This is a genomic window from Bacillus sp. 5B6, assembly GCF_000259405.1.
GTDB classification, from domain to species: Bacteria; Bacillota; Bacilli; order Bacillales; family Bacillaceae; genus Bacillus; species Bacillus velezensis.
This window is the reverse complement of the sequence record NZ_AJST01000001.1, coordinates 2,889,168-2,913,805: the sequence shown is the minus strand read 5'-3', so window position 1 is coordinate 2,913,805 and position 24,638 is coordinate 2,889,168. Positions and strand designations below refer to the sequence as shown.

Annotated in this window: 27 protein-coding genes and 1 riboswitch; of the genes, 22 read left to right on the top strand and 5 right to left on the bottom strand. The window is 47.9% G+C overall.

Annotated features, from left to right (window positions below; all coding sequences use genetic code 11):
- Positions 1 to 67 precede the first annotated feature (67 nt).
- The 11 genes from MY7_RS13830 to sufB all read left to right on the top strand — a co-directional run bounded on the left by MY7_RS13830 (position 68) and on the right by sufB (position 9,434).
- Positions 68 to 418 (top strand): SCP2 sterol-binding domain-containing protein, encoded by a 351-nt coding sequence (locus MY7_RS13830; RefSeq protein WP_007410085.1) that lies wholly within the window; start codon positions 68 to 70, stop codon positions 416 to 418.
- A 110-nt stretch (positions 419 to 528) separates the two neighbouring features.
- Positions 529 to 635, top strand: a riboswitch (SAM riboswitch).
- Positions 636 to 740: 105 nt separating this feature from the next.
- Entirely contained in the window at positions 741 to 1,766 is a 1,026-nt protein-coding gene (metN, locus tag MY7_RS13825) for a methionine ABC transporter ATP-binding protein MetN (RefSeq protein ID WP_003151850.1), read from the top strand.
- A complete protein-coding gene (locus tag MY7_RS13820) occupies positions 1,759 to 2,427 on the top strand; it encodes a methionine ABC transporter permease (protein ID WP_007613609.1) in 669 nt (222 codons plus the stop codon). Before metN ends, MY7_RS13820 begins: the two co-directional genes overlap by 8 nt.
- 13 nt (positions 2,428 to 2,440) lie before the next feature.
- Entirely contained in the window at positions 2,441 to 3,256 is an 816-nt protein-coding gene (gene metQ / locus MY7_RS13815; protein WP_007613608.1) for a methionine ABC transporter substrate-binding lipoprotein MetQ, read from the top strand.
- 92 nt (positions 3,257 to 3,348) lie between these two features.
- Positions 3,349 to 3,726 (top strand): carboxymuconolactone decarboxylase family protein, encoded by a 378-nt coding sequence (locus MY7_RS13810; RefSeq protein ID WP_007613607.1) that lies wholly within the window; start codon positions 3,349 to 3,351, stop codon positions 3,724 to 3,726.
- 192 nt (positions 3,727 to 3,918) lie between these two features.
- A complete protein-coding gene (locus tag MY7_RS19620; protein WP_003151857.1) occupies positions 3,919 to 4,071 on the top strand; it encodes a hypothetical protein in 153 nt (50 codons plus the stop codon).
- A 176-nt stretch (positions 4,072 to 4,247) separates the two neighbouring features.
- A complete protein-coding gene (gene sufC, locus MY7_RS13805; protein ID WP_003327022.1) occupies positions 4,248 to 5,033 on the top strand; it encodes a Fe-S cluster assembly ATPase SufC in 786 nt (261 codons plus the stop codon).
- A 17-nt stretch (positions 5,034 to 5,050) separates the two neighbouring features.
- Positions 5,051 to 6,364, top strand: coding sequence for a Fe-S cluster assembly protein SufD (gene sufD / locus MY7_RS13800; protein ID WP_007613603.1), 1,314 nt, complete (start codon positions 5,051 to 5,053; stop codon positions 6,362 to 6,364).
- Positions 6,364 to 7,584 (top strand): cysteine desulfurase SufS, encoded by a 1,221-nt coding sequence (gene sufS / locus MY7_RS13795; RefSeq protein WP_007410089.1) that lies wholly within the window; start codon positions 6,364 to 6,366, stop codon positions 7,582 to 7,584. The genes sufD and sufS overlap by 1 nt, the downstream gene beginning before the upstream one ends.
- A complete protein-coding gene (gene sufU, locus MY7_RS13790; protein WP_007613601.1) occupies positions 7,574 to 8,017 on the top strand; it encodes a Fe-S cluster assembly sulfur transfer protein SufU in 444 nt (147 codons plus the stop codon). The genes sufS and sufU overlap by 11 nt, the downstream gene beginning before the upstream one ends.
- A 19-nt stretch (positions 8,018 to 8,036) precedes the next feature.
- Positions 8,037 to 9,434 (top strand): Fe-S cluster assembly protein SufB, encoded by a 1,398-nt coding sequence (gene sufB / locus MY7_RS13785; protein ID WP_007410090.1) that lies wholly within the window; start codon positions 8,037 to 8,039, stop codon positions 9,432 to 9,434.
- A gap of 34 nt (positions 9,435 to 9,468) precedes the next feature.
- Here the strand turns inward: sufB and csn are convergent, their stop codons facing one another.
- Together csn and MY7_RS13775 are read right to left on the bottom strand one after the other, a co-directional pair.
- On the bottom strand, positions 9,469 to 10,305 hold the full coding sequence (gene csn, locus MY7_RS13780; protein ID WP_029325847.1) for a chitosanase: 837 nt from the start codon (positions 10,303 to 10,305) through the stop codon (positions 9,469 to 9,471).
- A gap of 136 nt (positions 10,306 to 10,441) precedes the next feature.
- Positions 10,442 to 10,903, bottom strand: a complete 462-nt coding sequence (locus tag MY7_RS13775; RefSeq protein ID WP_029325848.1) for a DUF2691 family protein — start codon at positions 10,901 to 10,903, stop codon at positions 10,442 to 10,444.
- A gap of 77 nt (positions 10,904 to 10,980) precedes the next feature.
- Between MY7_RS13775 and MY7_RS13770 the strand changes: the two genes are divergently transcribed.
- From MY7_RS13770 to MY7_RS13760, 3 genes are all read left to right on the top strand, one after another.
- Positions 10,981 to 11,682 (top strand): class I SAM-dependent methyltransferase, encoded by a 702-nt coding sequence (locus MY7_RS13770; protein ID WP_007613598.1) that lies wholly within the window; start codon positions 10,981 to 10,983, stop codon positions 11,680 to 11,682.
- A gap of 37 nt (positions 11,683 to 11,719) precedes the next feature.
- Positions 11,720 to 12,835, top strand: a complete 1,116-nt coding sequence (locus tag MY7_RS13765; protein WP_007613597.1) for an NAD(P)/FAD-dependent oxidoreductase — start codon at positions 11,720 to 11,722, stop codon at positions 12,833 to 12,835.
- Between the two features lie 65 nt (positions 12,836 to 12,900).
- Positions 12,901 to 13,275 (top strand): nucleotide excision repair endonuclease, encoded by a 375-nt coding sequence (locus MY7_RS13760; protein WP_007410094.1) that lies wholly within the window; start codon positions 12,901 to 12,903, stop codon positions 13,273 to 13,275.
- Positions 13,276 to 13,313: 38 nt separating this feature from the next.
- Here the strand turns inward: MY7_RS13760 and MY7_RS13755 are convergent, their stop codons facing one another.
- Entirely contained in the window at positions 13,314 to 13,586 is a 273-nt protein-coding gene (locus tag MY7_RS13755) for a DUF1648 domain-containing protein (protein WP_007410095.1), read from the bottom strand.
- A gap of 313 nt (positions 13,587 to 13,899) precedes the next feature.
- Between MY7_RS13755 and MY7_RS13750 the strand changes: the two genes are divergently transcribed.
- The 5 genes from MY7_RS13750 (at position 13,900) to MY7_RS13730 (ending at position 18,896) form a co-directional block, all read left to right on the top strand.
- A complete protein-coding gene (locus tag MY7_RS13750; protein ID WP_029325849.1) occupies positions 13,900 to 14,886 on the top strand; it encodes an SIS domain-containing protein in 987 nt (328 codons plus the stop codon).
- 73 nt (positions 14,887 to 14,959) lie between these two features.
- The gene (locus tag MY7_RS13745) at positions 14,960 to 16,225 is read left to right on the top strand and encodes an ABC transporter substrate-binding protein (RefSeq protein WP_029325850.1); all 1,266 of its coding nucleotides are present in this window, start codon (positions 14,960 to 14,962) and stop codon (positions 16,223 to 16,225) included.
- A 24-nt stretch (positions 16,226 to 16,249) separates the two neighbouring features.
- On the top strand, positions 16,250 to 17,140 hold the full coding sequence (locus MY7_RS13740; protein ID WP_007613590.1) for a carbohydrate ABC transporter permease: 891 nt from the start codon (positions 16,250 to 16,252) through the stop codon (positions 17,138 to 17,140).
- A 3-nt stretch (positions 17,141 to 17,143) separates the two neighbouring features.
- On the top strand, positions 17,144 to 18,028 hold the full coding sequence (locus MY7_RS13735; RefSeq protein WP_007613588.1) for a carbohydrate ABC transporter permease: 885 nt from the start codon (positions 17,144 to 17,146) through the stop codon (positions 18,026 to 18,028).
- 13 nt (positions 18,029 to 18,041) lie between these two features.
- Positions 18,042 to 18,896, top strand: a complete 855-nt coding sequence (locus MY7_RS13730) for a PfkB family carbohydrate kinase (protein ID WP_007613586.1) — start codon at positions 18,042 to 18,044, stop codon at positions 18,894 to 18,896.
- A 24-nt stretch (positions 18,897 to 18,920) separates the two neighbouring features.
- On the opposite strand, the gene MY7_RS13725 is transcribed toward MY7_RS13730, so the two are convergent.
- On the bottom strand, positions 18,921 to 19,649 hold the full coding sequence (locus tag MY7_RS13725) for a GntR family transcriptional regulator (RefSeq protein ID WP_007613583.1): 729 nt from the start codon (positions 19,647 to 19,649) through the stop codon (positions 18,921 to 18,923).
- Positions 19,650 to 19,804: 155 nt separating this feature from the next.
- Here MY7_RS13725 and MY7_RS13720 point away from each other — a divergent pair, with 155 nt between their 5' ends.
- Positions 19,805 to 20,911, top strand: coding sequence for an ABC transporter ATP-binding protein (locus MY7_RS13720; RefSeq protein WP_007613581.1), 1,107 nt, complete (start codon positions 19,805 to 19,807; stop codon positions 20,909 to 20,911).
- A gap of 49 nt (positions 20,912 to 20,960) precedes the next feature.
- Here the strand turns inward: MY7_RS13720 and MY7_RS13715 are convergent, their stop codons facing one another.
- Positions 20,961 to 21,830 (bottom strand): endonuclease I family protein, encoded by an 870-nt coding sequence (locus tag MY7_RS13715; RefSeq protein ID WP_007613579.1) that lies wholly within the window; start codon positions 21,828 to 21,830, stop codon positions 20,961 to 20,963.
- Between the two features lie 199 nt (positions 21,831 to 22,029).
- On the opposite strand from MY7_RS13715, the gene allC reads away from it, so the two are divergent.
- Both allC and MY7_RS13705 read left to right on the top strand, forming a co-directional pair.
- Positions 22,030 to 23,271, top strand: a complete 1,242-nt coding sequence (gene allC, locus MY7_RS13710; protein ID WP_007613577.1) for an allantoate deiminase — start codon at positions 22,030 to 22,032, stop codon at positions 23,269 to 23,271.
- Positions 23,272 to 23,331: 60 nt separating this feature from the next.
- Complete coding sequence (locus tag MY7_RS13705; RefSeq protein ID WP_394852438.1) at positions 23,332 to 24,543, top strand: pyridoxal-phosphate-dependent aminotransferase family protein; 1,212 nt, start codon at positions 23,332 to 23,334, stop codon at positions 24,541 to 24,543.
- Positions 24,544 to 24,638: the final 95 nt, after the last annotated feature.

Below are 24,638 nucleotides of genomic sequence, written 5' to 3'. Positions count from 1 at the left end.
TATAAAGGGTTCTGTCCGTTAAAAAGAGAAAGTGTATGTATGGCCATTAAAACGGGAGGTTATACGAGTGGAGAAAATAGAAGTTTCAGAGAATGACGGACAGCATCTGTTTTTGAAACCGCTATTAAACGCCTCAACGCTGCTGATTACATTCCAAGGAGAAACAGAAGCCTTAACGGTCTCAATTAACGGACAGGGAGAAATGAGAAAAACGTCGGTTTCAAAGGAAAAATCTAATTTGACCTTTTACGGAAACCAGACGGAAATCATCCATCTCCTTCATGGTGATGTCTCTTTGCAAAAGCTTATCCAAAGCGGAAAACTCAAAGTGAAAGGATCATTCAGAGCTCTGCTGAAGCTGGAGGCCATCCTCTGGCTGACAAACGGATTTTTTCAGGCGATCAGTAAACGGCCGTAACTGCCAATCTACTATGTGACAATAACTTCCAATATTTATTTTATTGACTTTTTATCATTCGCCGTGCTATTCTACAGTAAGAATTTCCGGACGAAAATACGATATGTTTTCTCTTATCAAGAGAGGTGGAGGGAAGTGCCCTATGAAGCCCGGCAACCATCAACAATGTTGAAATGGTGCCAATTCACTCGAAGCGGTCTGCTTTGAAAGATGAGAGAAAGGCCTTTTTCAATCAGCCTTTCTGCTCATTTTTGCAGAAAGGCTTTTCTTTTGCGGAGAAACCCGGAAGATTTCTTAGAATAGTGTAAGGCGGGTGATTGCTTTGATCCATCTTCAAAATGTTTCAAAAATTTACAAAGCGAAGCATGGGGATGTCAATGCTGTCCAAGATGTCACTCTTGATATCAAAAAGGGCGAAATATTTGGAATTATAGGATATAGCGGAGCTGGTAAAAGTTCCTTAATCCGTCTCCTGAACGGCCTTGAAAAGCCGACGTCGGGAACCGTGGAAGTCGCGGGGACGGAATTAAATAAAGTAAGCAGCCGCGGACTGAGAAAAGCGCGCCAGGAAATCAGCATGATCTTCCAGCATTTTAACCTTCTGTGGTCGCGCACCGTCCGGGAGAACATTATGTTCCCGTTGGAAATCGCCGGCGTGAAAAAAAGCGAACGGGTCCGCCGCGCTGATGAATTGATTAAACTGGTCGGATTAGAGGGGAAAGAAAAATCTTATCCGTCGCAGCTGAGCGGCGGTCAAAAGCAGCGTGTCGGCATCGCCCGGGCGCTCGCCAATAATCCGAAAGTCCTTCTGTGCGATGAAGCGACATCAGCGCTTGATCCGCAGACGACCGATTCAATTTTGGATCTTTTATCCGATATAAATGACAGACTCGGCCTGACGATCGTGCTCATTACCCATGAAATGCACGTCATCCGAAAAATCTGCAACAGAGTCGCCGTCATGGAAAACGGGAAAGTCGTTGAAGAAGGCGAAGTACTCCAAGTTTTCAGAAACCCGCGCGAACCGATGACCAAGCGTTTCGTTCAGCAGGTGACAGAACCGGAGGAGACGAAAGAAACCATCCAGCATTTTCTGCAGGAAACAGCGACAGGAAAAACGATTCAGCTCTCATTTGTCGGGCAGGCCGCCGAGCAGCCCCTCATTACGGAAATGATCCGAAACTTTGATGTGGACGTCAATATTCTGCAGGGGAAAATTTCACAGACGAAGGACGGAGCCTACGGTTCTTTATTCATTCATATTGACGGTCAGGAAAAAGAAGTAGAAAACGTGATCCGATTCATCAAAGACAAACAGGTAGAAGCAGAGGTGATCACAAATGTTTGAAAAATGGTTCCCGAACGTTGATATAACCGAGCTGTGGACGGCCACATACGAGACCCTTTATATGACGGTCATCGCATTAGTTTTTTCATTTATCATCGGATCGATTCTCGGTCTTCTGCTCTTTTTAACGGGCAAGGGAAGCTTATGGGAAAATAAAATCATTAACACCGTGATCGCGGCGGTCGTTAATATTTTCAGGTCTATTCCGTTTCTTATTTTAATTATTCTGCTTCTCGGCTTTACTAAGATTTTGGTCGGATCGATTTTAGGACCGAACGCCGCATTGCCGGCGCTGATTATCGGCTCCGCGCCGTTTTACGCCCGTCTTGCGGAAATTGCGCTCCGGGAAGTCGATAAAGGAGTCATCGAAGCTGCCAGATCAATGGGAGCAAAGACATCGACGATTATCTTCAAAGTGCTGATTCCTGAATCAATGCCTGCGTTAATTTCAGGCATCACCGTTACGGCCATCGCCCTGATCGGATCTACCGCCATTGCCGGCGCCATCGGTTCAGGCGGACTCGGAAACCTTGCATATGTAGAAGGCTACCAGTCCAACAATACGGATGTAACGTTTGTAGCGACAGTATTTATACTCATCATCGTCTTTATCATTCAGATTATCGGTGATGTGATTACAAATATAATAGACAAAAGATAAGGGAGGATTTACATTGAAAAAGATTGTATTAAGTGCGCTGCTGCTTGTGTTCGCGGGAGTTTTGGCCGCCTGCGGATCAAACGGCTCAAATAAAAAGGAAATCGTCGTCGCCGCGACAAAAACACCGCATGCTGAAATCTTAAAAGAAGCGGAACCGCTCTTGAAGGAAAAAGGCTACACATTAAAAGTAAAAGTGCTGAACGATTACAAAATGTACAACAAAGCGTTAGCTGATAATGAAGTGGATGCGAACTACTTCCAGCACGTTCCTTACCTTGAACAGGAAATGAAAGAAAATAAAGATTACAAACTCGTGAATGCCGGAGCCGTTCACCTTGAGCCATTCGGAATTTACACGAAAAAATACAAATCACTGAAAGACCTGCCTAAAGGCGCGACCATCATCATGACTAACAATGTCGCTGAACAAGGCCGTATGCTGGCGATGCTTGAAAAAGCCGGACTGATCACACTTGATCCGAAGGTAAAAACGATTGAAGCCACTACGAAAAACATTACGAAAAACCCGAAAAACCTGACATTCAAAAAAATCGCCCCTGAATTAACGGCGAAAGCATATAATGAAGAAGAAGGCGATGCAGTCTTCATTAACGTCAACTATGCGATTCAAAACAAACTGAATCCGTTAAGAGATGCGATTCAAGTGGAATCAACGAAAAACAACCCGTACGCAAACATCATCGCCGTACGCAAAGGTGACGAAAAATCAGAGAAAATCAAAGCGCTTATGGAAGTGCTTCACTCTAAGAAAATCAAAGACTTTATTGAGAAAAAATACGACGGAGCCGTGCTTCCCGTATCTGAATAAAACGAAAACCCCGGATGAATCATCCGGGGTTTTTTTCGGGTATTAATCGGAGAACTGTCCATAATAAAAAGGAAGGTTAACGATTGGAGGGAATGGCAGTGGCTCAATACCAGGAAAACGGAAAAAGCGTGCACGACGCACTGAAACAATATAAAGAAGGTTTAGGTATATTCGAGCAAAAAATGCCGATGATGGGGCGGAAGTTTAATGAATTTACTGAACAGTGTTTCTCAGCGGATTCATTAACTGAAAAAGAGAAACAATTAATCGCTCTGGGCATCAGCATCAGCGCTCAAGATGAATTTTGCATGATTTATCATACGAAGGGCTGCCTTGACCAAGGGGCGACAGAAGAAAATATCCTTGAGGTCATCGGCGTCGCGGCGGCATTCGGGGGCGGCGCGGCTCTCAGTCAGGGAGTGACCCTCGTGCAGCAGTGCATTCAGGAATTCGGACATACGACGCATTAGAAAGAGCAATCGTGTGAATACCGTTTTTCAGATAAAGCGAGCGCCGGATTCCGGCACATTCGAAAGGATTCAGGGGCACACTCCCTTTGGCCGGAGCAGCGGATCATTGTTACAATAGAAACAAATAGATGAAGGGATTGATTCATTATCTGCACCAGCCACGAGAGACTGGACCTTGACTATACGCCTGAAATGGAAAAAGCGATGCAGAAGTCACACGGCATCGGCTACGAGGAATACGGACGGCGTCTTTCAAAAAGGATGGAAGTCGAACGGCAGAGGGAGCTTGAATATCAAAAAAGCAAGTTCCTCGCAGCGCAGCTTAATGAGAAAATCGGTCAGTAAAAAAGGGTGGATTTCCGCCCTTTTTCTGTTTCAAACAGCTTTAATTACGCCTTGATCTTTGATAAACTTTAGGAATGTTCCGGGTAATATAAAAAGTTGTATTTACTTTTCATTTGTTATAAAATTAGAATGAGAATAAATTGAGAATAATGATTATATATTTTGGAGGTATAGATATGGCTGCTTCAACATTAACGATCAAGGATCTTCACGTTGAAATCGAAGGAAAAGAGATCTTAAAAGGTGTAAACCTTGAAATAAAAGGCGGCGAATTCCACGCTGTCATGGGGCCGAACGGTACCGGTAAATCCACGCTTTCAGCAGCGATTATGGGACACCCGAAATACGAAGTTACAAAAGGCAGCATCACGCTTGACGGCAAGGATGTACTGGAAATGGAAGTGGACGAGCGCGCTCAGGCGGGTCTTTTCCTTGCGATGCAGTACCCAAGCGAAATCAGCGGTGTGACAAATGCCGATTTCCTTCGCTCTGCGATTAACGCACGCCGTGAAGAAGGCGATGAAATTTCTCTTATGAAATTCATCCGCAAAATGGACGAAAACATGGAGTTCCTTGAAATGGACCCTGAAATGGCGCAGCGTTACCTGAACGAAGGTTTCTCAGGCGGGGAGAAAAAACGCAACGAAATCCTTCAGCTTATGATGATCGAGCCGAAAATCGCCATTCTTGACGAGATCGATTCAGGTCTTGATATCGATGCGCTTAAAGTCGTTTCTAAAGGAATCAACAGAATGCGCAGCGAAAACTTCGGCTGCTTAATGATCACTCACTACCAGCGCCTTCTGAACTACATCACGCCTGATGTCGTTCACGTTATGATGCAGGGACGCGTAGTGAAATCCGGCGGCGCGGAGCTTGCACAGCGCCTTGAAGCGGAAGGTTATGACTGGATTAAACAAGAACTGGGCATTGAAGACGAAACTGTAGGCCAAGAAGCGTAAGCGTTAGGGGGATAATCATGACATTGGAAACGAAACTATCCGTAGATCAGGAATATGTCAAAGGCTTTTCTGAAAAGCATCAAGAACCTGCCTGGCTGAAAAACCTGCGCTTACAGGCTCTTGAAAAAGCTGAAGATCTGCCGCTGCCTAAGCCTGATAAAACAAAAATCACAAATTGGAACTTTACAAAGTTCAACAAGCATACAGTAGAAAATGCGCCGCTTGCTTCTTTAGAAGATTTAGCTGATGAAGCAAAAGCGCTGATCGATATCGAAAACGAAGACAAAACGTTATATGTGCAGCGTGACCAAACGCCCGCTTTTCTTTCTCTTTCTAAAGAACTGAAAGACAAAGGCGTCATCTTTACGGACATCTTAACGGCTGCCCGTGAGCACAGCGACCTCGTTGAGAAGTATTTCATGAAAGACGGCGTTAAGGTCGACGAACATAAACTGACTGCGCTTCATGCAGCATTAATGAACGGCGGGGCATTCCTTTATGTTCCTAAAAACGTTCAGGTGGAGACGCCTGTTCAGGCCGTTTACGTTCATGAAAGCAATGACACGGCATTGTTTAACCACGTGCTGATCGTCGCTGAAGACCACAGCTCCGTCACTTACGTTGAGAACTACATCAGCACGGTGAATCCGAAAGAAGCTGTATTCAACATTATCAGTGAAGTGGTCACAGGTGATAATGCCAGCGTGACGTACGGCGCCGTTGATAACCTGTCAGCAGGCGTCACAACATACGTCAACCGCCGCGGAGCCGCGCGCGGACGCGACAGCAGAATCGAGTGGGCGCTCGGACTGATGAACGACGGCGACACGATTTCTGAAAATACGACAAACCTCTACGGAGACGGCACATACGGCGATACGAAAACCGTAGTTGTCGGAAGAGGAGAACAGACGGAAAACTTTACGACGCAGATCATCCACTTCGGTAAGGCTTCTGAAGGCTATATCCTGAAGCACGGAGTCATGAAAGATGCCGCATCTTCCATCTTTAACGGAATCGGCAAAATCGAGCACGGCGCGTCGAAAGCAAACGCTGAACAGGAATCCCGCGTTCTGATGCTGAGTGAAAAAGCACGCGGAGATGCAAACCCTATTCTTTTAATTGATGAAGACGATGTAACTGCAGGACATGCGGCATCTGTCGGCCGTGTGGACCCGATCCAGCTTTACTACTTAATGAGCCGCGGAATTCCGAAAGAAGAAGCGGAGCGCTTAGTCATTTACGGATTCCTTGCTCCGGTGGTAAAAGAGCTTCCGATTGAAGGAGTTAAGAAACAGCTCGTCTCCGTCATCGAAAGGAAAGTAAAATAATGAATATCACCGATATTCGTGAACAGTTCCCGATCCTTCATCAGCAAGTGAACGGACATGACCTCGTGTACCTTGACAGCGCGGCGACTTCCCAGAAGCCGCGTGCTGTCATTGAAGCAGTGGATCAGTATTACAGCAAATACAATTCCAATGTCCACAGAGGCGTTCATACTCTTGGCACGAGAGCGACAGACGGCTATGAAGGTGCGCGTGAAAAAGTCCGTAAGTTTATCAATGCGAAATCAATGGCTGAGGTCATTTTCACAAAAGGCACGACAACTTCACTGAATATGGTGGCGCTGAGCTATGCCCGCGCCAGCTTAAAACCCGGTGATGAAGTGGTCATCACCCAAATGGAGCATCATGCGAATATCATTCCGTGGCAGCAGGCAGTAAAAGCAACCGGCGCGACTTTAAAATATATCCCGATGCAGGAAGACGGTACGCTTTCGTTAGACGACGTCCGGCAGACTGTCACAAGCCATACGAAGATCGTGGCAGTCGCTCATGTGTCAAACGTGCTCGGCACGATCAACCCGATTAAAGAGATCGCCAAAATCGCTCATGACAATGGCGCGGTCATCGTGGTGGACGGGGCGCAAAGCACACCGCACATGAAAATCGACGTTCAGGACTTGGATTGCGACTTCTTCGCGCTTTCTTCCCATAAAATGTGCGGCCCGACGGGAATCGGCGTGCTGTACGGCAAGAAAGAACTGCTTGAGAATATGGAGCCGGCCGAATTTGGCGGCGAGATGATCGACTTTGTAGGGCTTTATGAATCAACTTGGAAAGAGCTTCCGTGGAAATTTGAAGCAGGCACGCCGATTATCGCAGGCGCGATCGGATTGGGAGCCGCGATTGATTTTCTTGAAGAGATCGGACTCGACGAGATTTCCCGGCATGAGCATAAGCTTGCAGCCTATGCGCTTGACCGTTTCGAGCAGCTAGACGGCGTGACGGTATACGGTCCGAAAGAGCGGGCGGGACTTGTGACATTTAATCTTGATGAGGTTCACCCTCATGATGTCGCGACTGTCCTCGATGCAGAGGGCATTGCGGTCAGAGCCGGCCATCACTGCGCCCAGCCGCTCATGAAATGGCTGGATGTATCTGCTACTGCGAGAGCGAGTTTTTATCTGTATAATACAGAGGAAGAGATCGATAAGCTCGCGGAAGCCCTCCAAAAGACAAAGGAGTACTTTACAAATGTCTTTTAATGCAAATTTAGATACATTATACAGACAAGTGATCATGGATCATTACAAAAATCCGCGCAACAAAGGGGTTTTGGATGACAGCATCGTCGTCGATATGAACAACCCGACTTGCGGCGACCGGATCAGACTGACAATGAAGCTTGACGGCGATACCGTTCAGGAAGCGAAGTTTGAAGGGGAAGGCTGTTCTATCTCCATGGCTTCAGCTTCCATGATGACGCAGGCGATTAAAGGAAAAGATATTGATACCGCCCTTTCCATGTCTAAGGTTTTCTCAGACATGATGCAAGGGAAAGAGTATGACGACTCGATAGATCTCGGGGATATTGAAGCTCTTCAAGGCGTTTCGAAATTCCCGGCCCGGATTAAATGTGCCACCCTTTCATGGAAAGCACTTGAAAAAGGAGTCGCTGGCGAAAAAGGCGGCAATTAAAAGATTGGAGTGAAAATGGATGGCTAAAAAAATGCCTGAAATTGGTGAATACAAGTACGGTTTTCACGATAAGGACGTTTCCATTTTCCGTTCAGAGCGCGGATTGACAAAAGAAATCGTAGAAGAAATTTCACGCATGAAAGAAGAGCCTCAATGGATGCTTGATTTCCGCCTGAAATCTCTTGAGCATTTCTACAACATGCCGATGCCGCAGTGGGGCGGGGATTTAAACTCTTTAAACTTTGACGAAATTACGTATTACGTAAAGCCGTCTGAGCGTTCAGAGCGTTCTTGGGATGAAGTGCCTGAGGAAATTAAACAGACATTCGACAAACTCGGTATTCCTGAAGCTGAGCAAAAATACCTTGCCGGTGTTTCTGCACAGTACGAATCCGAAGTTGTTTACCACAATATGAAAGAAGATCTTGAAGAGCAAGGCATCGTCTTCAAAGACACAGACAGCGCGCTGAAAGAAAATGAAGACATTTTCCGCGAGCACTGGGCGAAAGTCATTCCGCCGACTGATAACAAGTTTGCGGCGCTGAACTCAGCTGTTTGGTCCGGCGGATCTTTCATCTACGTGCCTAAAGGCGTGAAGGTTGAAACACCGCTTCAAGCTTACTTCCGCATCAACTCCGAAAACATGGGTCAGTTCGAACGTACGCTGATCATCGTTGACGAAGAAGCAAGCGTTCATTACGTAGAGGGCTGTACGGCTCCTGTGTACACAACAAACTCGCTTCACAGCGCAGTTGTTGAAATCATTGTCAAAAAAGGCGGCTACTGCCGTTATACAACAATTCAAAACTGGGCGAACAACGTTTACAACTTAGTAACGAAACGTACGGTTTGTGAAGAAAACGCGACGATGGAATGGGTTGACGGAAACATCGGTTCTAAATTGACGATGAAATATCCGGCTGTCATTCTGAAAGGTGAAGGCGCGCGCGGCATGACGCTCTCTATCGCTCTTGCGGGCAAAGGGCAGCATCAGGACGCAGGTGCGAAAATGATTCACCTTGCACCGAATACGTCATCCACAATCGTATCAAAATCGATTTCTAAACAAGGCGGAAAAGTAACATACCGCGGTATCGTCCACTTTGGACGGAAAGCGGACGGCGCCCGTTCAAACATCGAGTGTGATACGCTCATTATGGATAACAAATCAACTTCTGATACAATCCCTTACAATGAAATCCTGAACGACAACATTTCATTGGAGCACGAAGCAAAAGTATCAAAAGTTTCTGAAGAACAGCTTTTCTACTTGATGAGCCGCGGTATTTCTGAAGAAGAAGCAACAGAAATGATCGTTATGGGCTTCATCGAGCCATTCACAAAAGAACTTCCGATGGAATACGCAGTTGAAATGAACCGTTTGATTAAGTTCGAAATGGAAGGTAGTATCGGATAATAGTAAAACCCCGCCATATGGCGGGGTTTTTTGTTTATTGAATAGTGAAATTACCGTATTCGCTTGACCGGACATGAATCGGCCCGTTTAAATTGTAGTTCTTCTCTTTGACAATATCGCGGAAAACGTCGACACGGGCAACCGATTCTCTCCATTCATCCTGAGTGTCCTCATCTGACGGATTCATCAGATCGTCATAGCGCACATCCAAGAATTTATTGAGCCATTTCTTCTCGTCAGTTCCGTCTTTCGGTGACCCGCCCATTTTTTTGTTCGTGCGTTTAATCAGGGCATAAAAGGAGTCTGGATCATCGCCGTCGCCATGCTGAATCACCGTATCGTACATCACTGCTTTTGCCAAGGCCGTTTTCAGTCCGGCATTTTCTGAACGTTTCATCGCCGGCTGATAATACAAGCTGTCATTTACCTTATCTTGGGCAGCGCGGAAGGCTTTATCATTGCCAAGTGAGCGCCAGGCAGAAGCGAATCCTTTCAGATTGCTGATGTCATCGCTTTCGTCCTTCGCAAGACGCCGCAATTCAGGCAAATACTTTTTCAATTTGTTATTCGGCACCGCTTTCGTGTATACTTCGACTACTTCCAGCGCATCTCCGGTAGCCGTCGTAAAGCCGGCCCGCCCGCAAGTGTAACCTCTTCCGTCATCCAACGCTTCAACATATCCGTATTGGATTTCCGTCTTTCCGTTTTCAAAGATGCTGGTCAGCTGTTCCGCCCGGCGCTTCTGATCCGTATTCAGCCCGGCCGCAAAAACCGTACCGCTCATCATCAGGGTAAAAAACATGGTGAAAATAAGTGACGAAACCGCCGTCTTCTTCCAAAAACCTGCTTTTTTCTTCAAGCTGATTTTCATTGCCATACCCCTTTCATATGTAAGTTACGCACTCAGTATACATGAGGGGGTTGTTTTTTTGTTGAAAACACACGAATTTGTCAATATTTTGAATCCTAAGCCCTATCCGGCGCTTCATAAAAAGAACGCACCTTCATCAGACAGACAATCCCGTTCTCGCGTCATTCTCATCTGTAACATAGTCAACGCGGTGAAACCCGCATTGTACAGCCTGCTGATAAAGGGCTTCGAGCATATCCGGATCTTTGCAATATAACGTTACATACGAGCAATCTGCAATGAGAAGCACAAGCTCACAGGAACTCTCCAAATATTCCTCATACGTATTGATTTCCGTTACCATCCCGCTCGGGAAAGCTTTCAATTCAGCAAAAATCATATAATAAGGGTCTCCTTCCAGACGCTGACGGAGTTCTTGACCCTGAATGATGCGCTGATTTTGCGGAAACAGGTCTGTATCGGTGTTTTCTTTGAATTCAGTATACGCCTCTCCATCACCGATAAACCACGCATAGGAAGAGATGGGGAACGGTTGTAATATATCTGCCGCAAACCGCCCGAATTGATTTGGGATGTCAAAAGTAATGCCGCGTTTCATATGGTCGTATCTCCTTTCGGCTTTTGCTAGAATAATATGGTATACCATTTGGATAAATATTGAAAGGGCTGGGTGTTATGACAACACGATACGGCATTGATGCGCCTTATGGAGCGTTTGGATTTATCTTTCTTGCGCTCCTTTATGCCGCTGCCACGTTATGCGGTATGATTCCTCCTTACTGGGGCTGGCTGACGGGCACCTTGTTTTTATTGCTCGGTCTTTGGATGCTCTTGTATTCAACGGCCATTAAACTTTTACACCGCCATCGCATTCTTGCGCTTTCCGGTTTAAAGCCGGACATGAAGGTGCTTGATATTGGGACGGGACGGGGGCTGCTAGCCATCGCCGCGGCTCAAAAAGGCGCTGACGTCTCAGCGATTGACAAATGGTCAGGCTGGGATCTGGGCGGAAACGGGAGAGACGCATTTGAAAAGAACAGACGGGCAGAAGGAGCGCCGGAAATTGATTTGTATGACGGACTCGCGCAAGACATGCCGTTTCCTGATAAAACGTTTGACCTTGTCATTTCGCATTTTGTCGTACACAACATTTCAGGCAGAAAAGAGAGGAAACGGGCGATTGCAGAAATGGTGAGGGTGCTGAAGCCTGGCGGCACATTGGCCGTGTCAGATATAAAAAATACATCACAATACAGAGAGATTCTTGAGGAAAACGGCTTTCAGACAAGAACGTATTCCTTTTATTATACGTTTCCGTTTTCGAAACTCATCATTGCTGTCAGGACTCCGGTAGGAACCGGGCGCTCTATTTGTTAAAATAAATAAGACAAAACAGATAGAAAAGGTGTTACACATGAAGTCTTATATAATTATCGGGGGCGGCATTCTCGGTGCGTCCGCGGCTTATCATCTCGCAAAGGCCGGGGCGGATGTAACGGTCATTGACCGGAAGCACCCGGGGCAGGCGACTGACGCCGCGGCGGGGATCGTCTGCCCGTGGCTGTCACAGCGCCGCAATCAGGCATGGTATGCGATCGCAAAAGGCGGAGCCCGCTATTATAACCAATTGATACAGCACCTTGAAGCTGACGGAGAAACAGAAACCGGTTATCAAAAGGTCGGTGCCGTCAGCCTCCATACGGATGAAAAAAAGCTCAGCCAAATGGAGGAAAGAGCTTATAAAAGAAGAGAGGACGCTCCTGAAATCGGTCACATTACAAGACTGACTCCGGAAGAAACGAAGGCGCTGTTCCCCGCGCTGTCGGAGGAATACGGGGCGGTTCATGTCAGCGGCGCGGCCCGGGTGAACGGGAGGGCGCTTCGTAAGGCGCTGTTAAATGCGGCCGTTAAGCACGGAGCGGCTGTTTACAATGAAGAAGCGTCAATATTGACAGAGGACGGTGCCGTCATCGGTGTGAAAACCGCAGAACGCACGCTTACTGCCGACCAGGTTCTCGTAACGGCCGGCGCTTGGGCGAGAGAGCTGCTTGAGCCGCTCGGCATCCGTTTTTCAGTATCATACCAAAAGGCGCAGATCGTTCATTTAGAGCTTCAGGGAGAGGAGACGGGCGGCTGGCCCGTCGTCATGCCCCCAAGCGATCAATACATTCTCGCCTTTGACAGCGGCAGAATCATAGCGGGCGCGACTCATGAAAACGATACCGGCATGGATTTGCGGGTGACGGCCGGCGGTCTCCGCGAGATTTTTGACAAAGCATTAACCGTGGCGCCGGGGCTTTCAGACAGTACTATGATAGAGACAAGAGTCGGTTTCAGGCCGTTTACTCCCGGTTTTCTTCCCGTCATCGGCAAAGTGCCGAATATCAGCGGACTCCTCGTTGCCAACGGGCTGGGCGCCTCAGGACTGACGAGCGGGCCGTATCTGGGGGCTGAACTGGCGAAACTCGCGCTCGGGCAGCAGACGGAAATTGATTTGAGCCTTTATGATCCGGCCGGGGCGCTTGAATAAAAAATAGCTTTTGGCGCATTCTTATGATAGGATGGAGCTTTAATGAATAAGAGGACGTGACCCATTTGATAAAAATAAACCTTCCTGCTCCTGATGTAACCATTACGGAACGGCAGCAGTCACCGTCGGAGAATGAACCGGCGATTAAAGCGATTTACGGTTTCATTGATTTTCACCAAATTCCGAGAGACAAAGGCGGCATCTTTATGTTTTATAACATTCATGATGAGCTGCTGTTTGTCGGGAAAGCCCGTAAATTAAGACAAAGAATCAAAAAGCATTTTGAAGACAATGTGTCGCCTGTTAAACATCACAGGGACGAAGTGTATAAAATTGAAGTATGTGTCGTAAATGATCCGATGGAAAGGGAGATTTACGAAACGTACGCGATCAATACCCTTCAGTCGAAATACAACATTGAGAAAGTATTTTATAAATAAGAAAAACCGGAGCTTAAGGGCTCCGGTTTTCTTTATGTTTACAGTGCCAGCCACATCACGGCAATATGCACGATCAGCAGACAGTAAACGACGAGGAATAGCTGGACGACCTTTTTTCTGAATAACATGCAGATCATCATGAGCACGGGAAAAATCAGGACGCCGGCCGTTTTATTGATTGATGTATTCGGACGGTTCGACACGTCATAGTGAATGGCCATATCAGCAGGAAGAAACGGATAAAACACAATCGACAGAATAAAGGCGAGAACCACAGCTCCCCACAGCACTTTATCATTCATCAAAAACATATGAACACTCCCTTTTTACATATTATAGTATTTTAGTGTAAAAAGTTCATTTTTCGGTATTCATTTGATGGCTTTTTTCGTGAGACCCGTTTGCCTGGCGGCTTCTTTTATATTCATTCTGAATCACTCCCTGCTTTTCATTCTAAACGTGTCTCTAAGGGTCAGGTCAAGAGAGGGCGGGAAATAAGACGTGTCTATTTTATATTTTAGAAATTTCAGAAAATATGATTGACAACGCACCTTTGTTGCGATTAATATAACGTTATATAATGTTATATAACATTATATAATAAAATACTGAGGAGTGAAGGATTTGAGTCAAACTGCCGCACAAGTGAATCACAAGGTTCAGGCTTTCTTGGATGATCTGAAAGGAAAAACGATTGATCACGTCTTTTTCGTCGCCTGCGGAGGTTCTTCAGCCATTATGTATCCGAGCAAGTACGTGTTTGACAGAGAGGCGAAAGCCATCAGCTCTGATCTCTACAGTTCAAATGAATTTATTCAGCGCAATCCCGTTCAGCTCGGGGAGAACTCTCTCGTGATTTTATGTTCTCAGTCAGGCAATACGCCGGAAACGGTGAAAGCCGCCGGTTTCGCCAGAAAAAAAGGCGCGCTTACGATTGCGATGACCTTTGAGCCTGATTCGCCGTTAGCGAAAGAAGCCGAATATGTCGCGGTGTATGACTGGGGTGAGAACGCACAGGCGATAAATACGAATTATGGGGTTCTGTATCAAATCGTGTTCGGCGCTTTACACGTGCTGGAAAACCATCCCGCGTTTGAGCAGGCGGTCGACGGACTCAATAAGCTCCAGACCGTATATGACAAAGCGCTTAAACAAGAAGCGGATCACGCAAAGGCATTCGCGAAAACCCACGAAAAAGAAGATATCATTTACACGATGGCAAGCGGTGCGAACTACGGCGTCGCTTACTCCTACAGCATCTGCATTCTCATGGAAATGCAATGGATTCATTCCCACGCCATTCATGCCGGAGAATATTTTCACGGACCGTTCGAAATCATTGATGAATCCGTTCCATTTATTATCCTGCTCGGCTTAGACGAAACAAGACCCCTTGAAGAGCGGGCGCTTTCCTTCTCAAAAAGATACGGCAAAAAACTGACTGTGCTTGATGCGGCAGCATATGATTTTTCCGGAATTGACGATTCTGTAAAAGGCTACCTGGCTCCTCTCGTATTAAACCGGGTGCTCAGAAGCTATGCGGATGCGCTGGCGGAAGCAAGGAACCATCCGTTAAGCAAGCGGCGTTACATGTGGAAAGTCGAATATTAAGAACGCGCATTATATTTCACCGGACTATAATGATATATAACGTTATGGTCCGGTGACAAAGGAGGAAAAGCATCTGAAAAAGCTCATCTGCCTGTTCGTTCTGTTAGCTGTATGTCTGTCAGCCGCCGCCTGTTCAAGCCAAAGCAGTTCCTCTGACGGAAAAGTGACCCTGAAGTTTTTTCACAGGTGGCCGAAGGAGCCGGAAAAAAGCTATTTTGAAGAAGCGGTCAAAGAATTTGAAGCCGCTCATCCGGATATTCATATCCAAACGGAAGCGGTCTTAAACGATTCTTATAAAGACAAGGTGAAAGTCATGCTCGGAACAACAAGCCCCCCTGATATTTTCTTTTCATGGAGCGACCGGTTTGCTTATAAATTCATCAAAGGAAATAAAGCCCTCGATCTGTCGTCTTACTATCAGCAGGATAAAGATTGGTCCTCACAGCTTGTGCAGTCACAAGTCAAACCCTTTACGCATGACGGAAAACAGTACGGTGTTCCGTGGCAAATGGACGCTAAATCATTCTTTTATAATAAGGACATTTTTAATACATTACATTTGAAGCCCCCGGCGACATGGGATGAACTGATCACAGTCTCTGAGAAATTGAAAAAGAACGGATATATTCCGATCAGTTTCGGCACAAAAGCGCCTTGGACCATTTCTCATTATATCGGGACGCTGAACCAGCGTATGGTGGATGAAAAAACGCGGGCGAAGGATTACAGCCCGGAAACCGGGGAGTTTACGGACGAAGGCTATGTCAAAGCGCTTGAAAAGCTTCAGGAACTTCTGCCGTACTTTACAAAGCACGTGAACTCCGTTGATCACGAATACGTGCGCCAGCAGTTTACGAGCGGCAAAGCGGCGATGATTTACGCGGAAACGGCAGAAATTAAGCTCGTCGAACCGGTCAATCTGGGCTTGTTTCCTTTCCCGAAAATCAGCGGCGAAAAGGGATCTCCCCGCGCACTGACCGGATCTCCGGAAGGATTTATGATTTCCTCAAAAACGAAGCACCCGAAAGAAGCCATGGAATTTCTTCAGTTTTTAACCTCGAAAAAAATGGGAGAGAAGCTGATAAAAGACGTCGGTAAATACAGCGCGGTTCAGGGAACGGCGACAGAAAACAATTCCGCCCCGATCCAGCGCGAAGCCGTGCAGGATATCGTCAGCGCCGAAACAATGGTGCCGTGGTTTGATATGGATGTTGACGTTGAAATCGCCGATGTGTATGCGGCAGGCGTTCAGCAGATGCTCGGCGGCACAATGACACCGCGCGAGGTGATGAATTCCGTGCAGAAAGCGGCGCGTCAAGTCAAAGCGTCATCTGAATAGAACAGATTTCTTTGGAGAAAGGAGATGAGGATTTCCTTGGTCAGCCGAAACCGTTTCATTCCGTATCTGTTTCTCGCGCCCGCGCTGATTTTTCTGCTGTTCGTTTACATTCCGATTATTGAGAATGTGTTTTTCAGTCTGTTTGAATGGAGCTCATTTCAACCCGAAAAGACGTTTATCGGTCTGAAAAATTATATTGACCTGTTTCACGATCCCGTGTTTTTTACAGCACTCCGCAACAATGTGCTGTATGCGGTCATATCGCTGATTTGCCAGGTTGGCGGCGGCTTAATTCTGGCGGCCGTGCTGGAAGACAGACTGGTAAGAAAATGGTCGCCTTTTTTCCGTACGGTCTTTTTTCTTCCGGTCGTCATTTCCATGACCGTCATTGCGCTGTTGTTTGATTTTATTTATAACCCGGAAATCGGGCTTTTGAATCAGCTGCTGGAAGCCGTCGGACTTGATGAACTGACCCGCGCGTGGCTGGGCGATGAAAACACCGCTATGCTGTCTGTCATTTTTGTGTCTCAATGGCAGTCTGTCGGTTACATCGCCATGCTGTACATTGTCTCGATTCAGAGCATTCCCGCTGAATTATATGAATCGGCGCAGCTGGACGGAGCCGGAAAAATCCAGCAGTTTTTTCACATTACGGTGCCGCAGACGAAAGAAATGTCGTTTGTTGCCGTGGTGATGACGCTGACCGGCGCATTTACCGTATTTAATGAACCGTATATTCTGACCGGCGGAGGGCCGGGCAATGCTTCAGAAGTGCTGAGCACATTTTTGTATAAGAGCGCTTTTACAAAGGATATGATGGGCTACGCTTCTGCGATCGCGACGGTGGTGCTTTTGCTGACGCTTGCTCTGTCGCTTATTCAGATGAAATTCTTTAAGACCGGAAAGGAGGAGTAGCCGATGCTTCCTGAAAAGACGGACTTGTGTCATGCCCGTCAGGCCGTCAGAACAGGCGGAAAACCGAGAAAATGGTATATCGGGGAAACGTCTGTGTGGCTGTTTCTCTTTATCTACCTCATTGCCGTTGCATATCCGCTGTTATGGATGGCGGTCAGCGCCTTTAAAAGCTCGGATGAGATTTTTGAGCACAGCTGGTCGCTGCCCTCTGTCTGGCATCCCGAAAACTTCGTATCCGCATGGAACCAAGGGATTTCCGCTTATTTTATGAACAGCGTCATTGTGACCGTGCTGACTTGTCTCATCACCGTATTTGTGAGCGCCTGGGCGGCATACGGGCTGGCCCGTTTTCAATTTAAAGGAAAAGGGTTTGTGCTGATCATTTGTCTTGGCGGCTTGATGCTGACGCCGCAGGTCAGTCTTGTGCCGCTGTACTCCATTATCCAGTCATTGGGACTGTACAATACGTATTGGGCATTGATTCTTCCGTACGCCGCCTACCGTATTCCGTTTACCGTGATTCTGATCCGTTCCTATTTTTTGTCGATTTCCAAAGAGCTTGAGGAAGCTGCCTATCTGGATGGATGTACAAGTTTCGGAATATTTTCCAGAATATTCTTACCTATGAGCGTGCCGATTCTGGTGACATCAGGCATTTTGACGGCTTACCATACATGGAATGAGTTTATGTTTGCGATTATTTTTATCGATGATGAAAATTTACGGACGATTCCGGCCGGGCTGATGCAGTTCAGAGATGCGCTGCAGACGGATTGGGGCGTGCTGCTGGCCGGGCTGACGATTTCTGCTGCTCCGATCATCGCGCTGTTTTTATTGATGCAGAGATATTTTATCCGCGGCATTGCAGCGGGAAGCGTGAAAGGATAAGGAGGATGAAAAGATGAAACTGATAGCGGCCGGAGATAATGTAGTAGATTATTATCAGGATCAGGAGACGTTTTACCCGGGCGGAAATGCGTTAAACGTAGCCGTGCTTGCCCGGCGCTTAGGCCACGAAACCTCTTATATCGGGATTCTCGGCAGTGATGAAGCGGCGGATCACGTATTGAATGTGCTGAAACTGGAAAAGGTGAATGCCGACCTGATCCGCCGGGCATACGGCGAAAACGGGATGGCAGTCGTCACGCTTGATGAAAGAGGGGACAGGATATTTGCCGGATCAAATAAAGGCGGCGTGCAATCGCGTCTGACGCTCGCTTTTCAGGAGAATGACATCTCATTTATCGCCGGGCATGATCTGCTGCATACGAGCGTATACAGCAGGATAGAACGTGATCTTCCGATGCTGAGCGGCCATGTGCCGATTTCCTTTGATTTCTCTGTAAAACGTGACGAAGCCTATTTAGAAGCGGTCTGTCCGTACGTGACGTATGCGTTTTTTTCCGGGAGTGATTTGAGTGAAAGTGAATGTGTGCGGCTTGCCGAAAAAGCCCGCGGTTTCGGAGCGAAAATCGTCTGTCTGACAAGGGGAGAATATGGCGCGGTGTTATCGGATGGGGAACGCGTCTATCATCAGCCGGTGGTAAGAGCTGATATAATAGATACATTGGGCGCGGGTGATTCTTTTATCGCCGGGTTTCTTACCGATTTCTTCGAGCATCAGGATATTCGGCGAGCGCTTACTGCGGCCGCCGGGACGGCTGCCAAAACATGCGGAGGGTTCGGAGCGTTCGGTTACGGGCATCCCTACAGGCCGGGCGGCGGGAAAAGCAGTGAAAAAACGAGAATACGATAAGCATTGTCTCGTTTTTTATACTTGTTACGCATAGGGACTGTTAATGGTAAATGTGACGCGGTCGGTATGCATTACAAACAGCGAGCTGTATATCGGCTGGTCTTTTGACATAAAAGCGGTTTTGTCAATTTCAAAAAGCGCATCCCCGATATCACAAGCCAGATAGCGGCTTTCTTCCTGCTTGGCGTATACGACATTTAACAGCTTCGTATTATGGGTGGGCACCACCTGATAGTGCTGTTTCAAAATGTCATGCATCGACACGCCGCCTTTAATATGCTTGCCGATGTCGGGAAATAAACTGAGCGGATAGTGGGCGATTTCGAATGAGAGCGGCTGGTCGTCGTGAAATAAAATGCGTTTTAATTCAAGAACGGGACTTTCGGAAGCGACGCGAAGTTTTTGGGCGATGGATTTAGGCGCTTCAATGATTTCATGGGAAAGGATCTGGTGTTTCGGTTTTTTCCCCGTTGATTCCATAAATTCAGAGTAGCCGTTGACCGCGATGAGCTCCCGCTTCAGTTTAGGGCTTTTAACGAACGTTCCCTTTCCCTGCTGCCGGACGAGCCAGCCTTCTTCCACAAGATCAAGGATGGCCTTCCTGACCGTTATGCGGCTGACGTTGTACGTTTCGCACAGCTCATTTTCAGTCGGCAGTTTTACGGACGGCGAATAAACGCCCTTCTTGATATCGTCCGCGATAATTTGTTTCAGCTGAATATATAAAGGTTTCGAGCTCCCGTTATTTAACAATGGGACGGACCTCCTTTGTCAAGTAGTAGTACTATTATATGTATTATGACGTTATAATACAAATTTGCTTTTCATTTATGAATCTGTCAGAAACCCCGAACATTTTTAACATAACAGAAAGATGTGGCGGTTTCCAGTATTGGAGGAGGTTTCGAATGGCATCATTAACATTTGACCATATCAAAAAAACATACGGCGCCCAATCGGCGGCAGTGAAGGATTTTCACTTAGATGTAAAAGATGAGGAGCTGCTGGTGCTTGTCGGTCCCTCCGGCTGCGGCAAATCTACGACACTCAGAATGATTGCCGGACTGGAGAGCATTTCTGAGGGGAAGCTTTATATCGACGGAGACGCGGTGAACGATCTGCCCCCGAAGGATCGTGATATCGCGATGGTTTTTCAGAATTACGCGCTGTATCCCCACATGACGGTGTTTGACAATATGGCGTTCGGTTTGAAGCTCAGAAAGCTGCCGAAAAAAGAAATCGCAGAGCGAGTCCGGACGGCCGCTGATATTTTGGAAATCGGGCATCTGCTCAAGCGGAAACCGAAGGCTCTTTCAGGCGGACAGCGGCAGCGGGTTGCGCTCGGCCGGTCGATCGTGCGGGAGCCGAAAGTGTTTCTGATGGACGAGCCGCTTTCCAACTTAGATGCGAAATTGCGAGTGATGATGCGCGCGGAAATCAGCAAGCTCCATCAGCGTTTGAAAGCGACCATCGTTTATGTAACGCATGATCAGACGGAAGCGATGACAATGGGCGACCGGATTGTCGTGATGAATGAAGGAGATATTCAGCAGGCCGCAAGCCCCCATGAGATTTATCATTATCCGGCGAATATGTTTGTGGCGGGTTTTATCGGTTCTCCGAGTATGAATTTTATAAAAGGCGTCATTGAAGAAAGTCACGGGCAATGGTATTTTGCCGGTTCGTCCGTTCGTCTGCCCATTCCGAAAGAAAAAGCGGCCGTTCTTGTGCAGAAAGGATACAGCGGTAAGGAGATGATTGCGGGGCTGCGTCCGGAGCATTTGACGCTTGCCGGACAATCAGAGCACCCGCCTGAAGCGGCGTGCCGCGCTGTGGCGGAAGTATGTGAAAACTTAGGCGCGGAGATGTACGTTCATGCGGTGAGCGGAGATGACCGCATGACGATCCGTCTTGACGGCGCTTCAGAGGTGAAACCCGGCGATGCCATTCTGCTTGCGGTCAATATGAACCGGGCCGTCTTTTTTGATGCCGACACTGAAAACGCCGTATATTGAAAAAGGGAGCCTGATGATCAGGGCTCCCTTATCACTTCTTATGATACGATTACCAGATTTCGTCCGCCCATTCCGGGTGGTCGATAAACGGATTGCGGTTATGCTGATAGTCTTCGTAAATGATTTCGTTCCGCCGTTTTTCCTTACTGTCGACGGGGTCTTGTTGATTCCATTTGAGCAAAACGGACAGTTTTCCCATGTAAGGAGCTGAGCCGTTTCCGGTTTTATCATTCAGCTCAAGGTCGGGATACCCATCTTCTCCTTCATAACACACCGCCATGTAAAACAGCATGCGGGCGACATCTCCTTTGACCTCATCGCGCGGTTCCCAGGAATCACCGTCGTAATAATTGCCCGGCGCTTTCGGGTATTCTGAGCCGCCGTTATCAAAATCCATGTTTCCTCTGGCACTGTTCACCTGGACGTCTGCAGGGCGCAGATGATGAATGTCCGTCCCGGGGCCGGCCGCTGTTCCGAAGTTTCCGTGTGACTTTGCCCACACGTGTTCGCGGTTCCAGTCCCCGACGCTGCCGCCGTTTTTACTTTTGGCCCGTGATTCCTGGGTGTAGAGCAAGATGACATTGTTCGGATTTGCCGGATCTTCGTCAGTTTCCTTCAATGCATTCCATACTTGGCTGTAAGACAGCTTTGTATGTCCGCTGATGATGCGGTGCAGGGCGCTCTTTAAGGCTGTTCCGCTTTTTCCGGAAGCTTCTTTGTAATATGTGTCCGTATCCGCAGACGGAGTGATGACAGCTGAGGCAGTTTGCGGAAAAAGAGTTGTGCCGCCGGCAGTTGAAACCGCCATCCGGCTGTACAGATTCGTGTCAGCCGGCGCGCCCGCAGAGGCTGACGGCGCGGCCCATCCAAAAATGAAAAACAGGCAGACAATCGGCAGAAACCAAAGTTTTTTTGTCATGACTTGCCCTCCTTTACCTCTATTATCCAAAAAATAAATCTAATATTCTATCTTTTTTGAAAAATAGTTCCTTCGGCTTATTGGTCAAAGTATCCGGAAAATCATTGATTTTTTGGAAGATATGATAATGAACTCGTTATGCGCTCCTTCTATAATGAAGATCATCTTGTCAGTTTTTCAGTTTAAAAGGAGGGCGTGTATGGAACATCAGCAGCTTTCGGCGGCGAATATTGGGATTTCCGATGACATACAATGGCTGTCTCAATTCGGCGCTTCCGCTTCCGGCGGAGTGACGAGGCTTTTATATACGAAAGAATGGATGGACGCCCAGCTTGCCGTCAAAAAGAAAATGGAGGCGTTCGGGCTGGAAACGGCATTTGACGATGTCGGTAACGTGTTCGGCCGGCTGAACGGCACAGAATCGCCTGATGAGGTGATTCTGACCGGATCGCATATTGACACCGTTATTGACGGCGGAAAATATGACGGTGCGTTCGGCTTGCTGGCGGGCATGCTGGCGATCCGGCATTTGCATGAGACGTGCGGGCGTCCGAAAAAAACGCTGGAGGCTGTGTCGCTCTGTGAAGAGGAAGGGAGCCGTTTTCCCATCACCTATTGGGGCTCAGGCAATATCACCGGTGCTTTCTCGCTTTCAGATGCGGAAACGCCGAAAGACGCGTCCGGCATTTCTCTGAGAGAAGCCATGCGGCAGAACGGCTTCGGTGCAGGCTGTTATCCAGCGCCGCTGCGCACTGATATTAGTGCCTTTCTGGAAATTCATATTGAACAGGGGCAAACGCTTGAACGATCAGGAAAGGATATCGGGATTGTCACCGGGATTGCCGGACAGAGACGCTATACCGTTACGCTTGACGGTGAATGCAACCATGCCGGCACCACTTCAATGAAATGGCGGAAAGACCCGCTCGCGGCGGGAAGCAGCATCATCCACGAACTGATGCTTTCAGCGGAAAGACAGCCGGAAGAGCTCCGTCTGACGTGCGGGAAAATGACGGTTGAACCGAATATGGCGAATGTCATTCCGGGCCGTATCCAGTTTTCCGTTGATATTCGCCACCGGCAGGAAGACGTGCTGGCAGCCTTTCATCAGAAACTGGTATCGATTGTTGAATACATCAGCCGCAGCAAAGGAGTCAGACCCTTTATTGATGAATATATGAGGATAGAGCCGGTTCAAATGGATCAGACACTGACACGAACCGCAGCAGAGGCTGCAAAAGAGCAGGGGGCGGACCCGGAGAAGATCGTAAGCGGAGCGGGACATGACGCCCAGATGCTCGGCAGAACCTTTCCGGCCTGCATGCTGTTTGTGCCGAGCCGTGGCGGAATCAGCCACTCGCCGCTCGAATTCACACCCGCACATCAGCTTGAAACCGGCGTCCTTACGCTGGCGAATGTATTACATAAACTTGCTTATTAACGTAAAGGGGGAATCGGCGTGCCGACCAGAAAAGAATTGTGCATTCCGCAAAGAACGATTATGACACCGGGACCGACAGAAGCTGAACCGAGAGTGCTGAGGGCGATGGGCGCTCCGATCATCGGCCAGTTTGACCCGGCATTTACCGGCATCATGAACGAAACGATGCAAATGCTCCGTGAATTGTTTCAAACGGAAAACCGCTGGGCCTATCCGATTGACGGCACATCAAGAGCGGGGATTGAGGCTGTTCTCGCAAGTGTGATAGAACCGGGCGACAGCATGCTCGTTCCGATATACGGACGCTTCGGATACCTGCTGACTGAAATCGCCGAGCGATACGGAGCGGATGTTCATACGATCGAGTGTGAATGGGGAACGGTCTTCCGGCCTGAAGAGATTATCAGCGAGATGAAAAAGATTTCCCCGAAAATCGTCGCTATGGTGCACGGAGAAACATCAACGGGGCGGATTCACCCGCTGAAAGAAATCGGGGAAGCGTGCCGCGCCCAAGACGCACTCTTTATCGTGGATGCCGTGGCCACGATCGGAGGCTGCTCCGTAAAAACGGATGAGTGGAAGATTGACGCAGTCATCGGGGGAACGCAAAAATGCCTATCGGTCCCTTCCGGAATGGCGCCGATTACTTATAATGACAGGACGGCCGCTGTCATTGCCGCGCGTAAAAAGGTAGAACGGGGCATTGCGACGGCGGCTGACGGTAACATGCTGTCCGGTCATCGGCCTATTACGAGCAACTATTTTGATCTGAGCCAGCTCGAAGATTATTGGAGTGAAAGAAGGCTGAATCACCACACAGAAGCGACAGCAATGCTTTATGCGCTGCGGGAGGGTGTGCGTCTTGTCCTGGAAGAAGGACTTGAAGAACGGTTCCGCAGGCATCGGCGTCATGAAAAAGCGCTTACGGCGGGACTTGCAGCGATGGGCCTTGATTTATTCGGCGATCCGGAGGCGAAGCTGCCTGTCGTCACATGTGTGAAGATTCCGCCGGAAGCAGACGGCGAATCGATCAGAAGGATGCTTTTGTCTCAATTCGGAATTGAAATCGCCAGCTCGTTCGGTCCGCTGCAGGGTAAAATTTGGCGAATCGGAACGATGGGCTACAGCTGCAGAAAGGAAAATGTGCTGTTTGTGCTGGCCGGACTTGAAGCGGTTCTGATCAGACACGGAGTTGCCGTTAAAGCCGGGGAAGCGCTGCAGGCGGCCCTTAACATATATGATCTGCCGGCTGAAACCGGTGTGCTGTCATGAGACTTGAAAACGAGATTGAAATCATCTGGACTTTTTTCCCTTTTGCCCGTTATACTGAATGGTATAAAAAATGACAAATATGGAATGATCATCTG

Excerpts from the sequence above, each read along its gene's own strand:
- MY7_RS13820 (WP_007613609.1), top strand. The coding sequence starts at position 1,759 with ATGTTTGAAAAATGGTTCCCGAACGTTGATATAACCGAGCTGTGGACG.
- MY7_RS13810 (WP_007613607.1), top strand. The coding sequence starts at position 3,349 with ATGGCAGTGGCTCAATACCAGGAAAACGGAAAAAGCGTGCACGACGCA.
- MY7_RS19620 (WP_003151857.1), top strand. The coding sequence starts at position 3,919 with ATGGAAAAAGCGATGCAGAAGTCACACGGCATCGGCTACGAGGAATAC.
- sufC (WP_003327022.1), top strand. The coding sequence starts at position 4,248 with ATGGCTGCTTCAACATTAACGATCAAGGATCTTCACGTTGAAATCGAA.
- sufD (WP_007613603.1), top strand. The coding sequence starts at position 5,051 with ATGACATTGGAAACGAAACTATCCGTAGATCAGGAATATGTCAAAGGC.
- sufS (WP_007410089.1), top strand. The coding sequence starts at position 6,364 with ATGAATATCACCGATATTCGTGAACAGTTCCCGATCCTTCATCAGCAA.
- sufU (WP_007613601.1), top strand. The coding sequence starts at position 7,574 with ATGTCTTTTAATGCAAATTTAGATACATTATACAGACAAGTGATCATG.
- sufB (WP_007410090.1), top strand. The coding sequence starts at position 8,037 with ATGGCTAAAAAAATGCCTGAAATTGGTGAATACAAGTACGGTTTTCAC.
- csn (WP_029325847.1), bottom strand. The coding sequence starts at position 10,305 with ATGAAAATCAGCTTGAAGAAAAAAGCAGGTTTTTGGAAGAAGACGGCG.
- MY7_RS13775 (WP_029325848.1), bottom strand. The coding sequence starts at position 10,903 with ATGAAACGCGGCATTACTTTTGACATCCCAAATCAATTCGGGCGGTTT.
- MY7_RS13770 (WP_007613598.1), top strand. The coding sequence starts at position 10,981 with ATGACAACACGATACGGCATTGATGCGCCTTATGGAGCGTTTGGATTT.
- MY7_RS13765 (WP_007613597.1), top strand. The coding sequence starts at position 11,720 with ATGAAGTCTTATATAATTATCGGGGGCGGCATTCTCGGTGCGTCCGCG.
- MY7_RS13755 (WP_007410095.1), bottom strand. The coding sequence starts at position 13,586 with ATGTTTTTGATGAATGATAAAGTGCTGTGGGGAGCTGTGGTTCTCGCC.
- MY7_RS13740 (WP_007613590.1), top strand. The coding sequence starts at position 16,250 with ATGAGGATTTCCTTGGTCAGCCGAAACCGTTTCATTCCGTATCTGTTT.
- MY7_RS13735 (WP_007613588.1), top strand. The coding sequence starts at position 17,144 with ATGCTTCCTGAAAAGACGGACTTGTGTCATGCCCGTCAGGCCGTCAGA.
- MY7_RS13730 (WP_007613586.1), top strand. The coding sequence starts at position 18,042 with ATGAAACTGATAGCGGCCGGAGATAATGTAGTAGATTATTATCAGGAT.
- MY7_RS13720 (WP_007613581.1), top strand. The coding sequence starts at position 19,805 with ATGGCATCATTAACATTTGACCATATCAAAAAAACATACGGCGCCCAA.
- MY7_RS13715 (WP_007613579.1), bottom strand. The coding sequence starts at position 21,830 with ATGACAAAAAAACTTTGGTTTCTGCCGATTGTCTGCCTGTTTTTCATT.
- allC (WP_007613577.1), top strand. The coding sequence starts at position 22,030 with ATGGAACATCAGCAGCTTTCGGCGGCGAATATTGGGATTTCCGATGAC.
- MY7_RS13705 (WP_394852438.1), top strand. The coding sequence starts at position 23,332 with ATGACACCGGGACCGACAGAAGCTGAACCGAGAGTGCTGAGGGCGATG.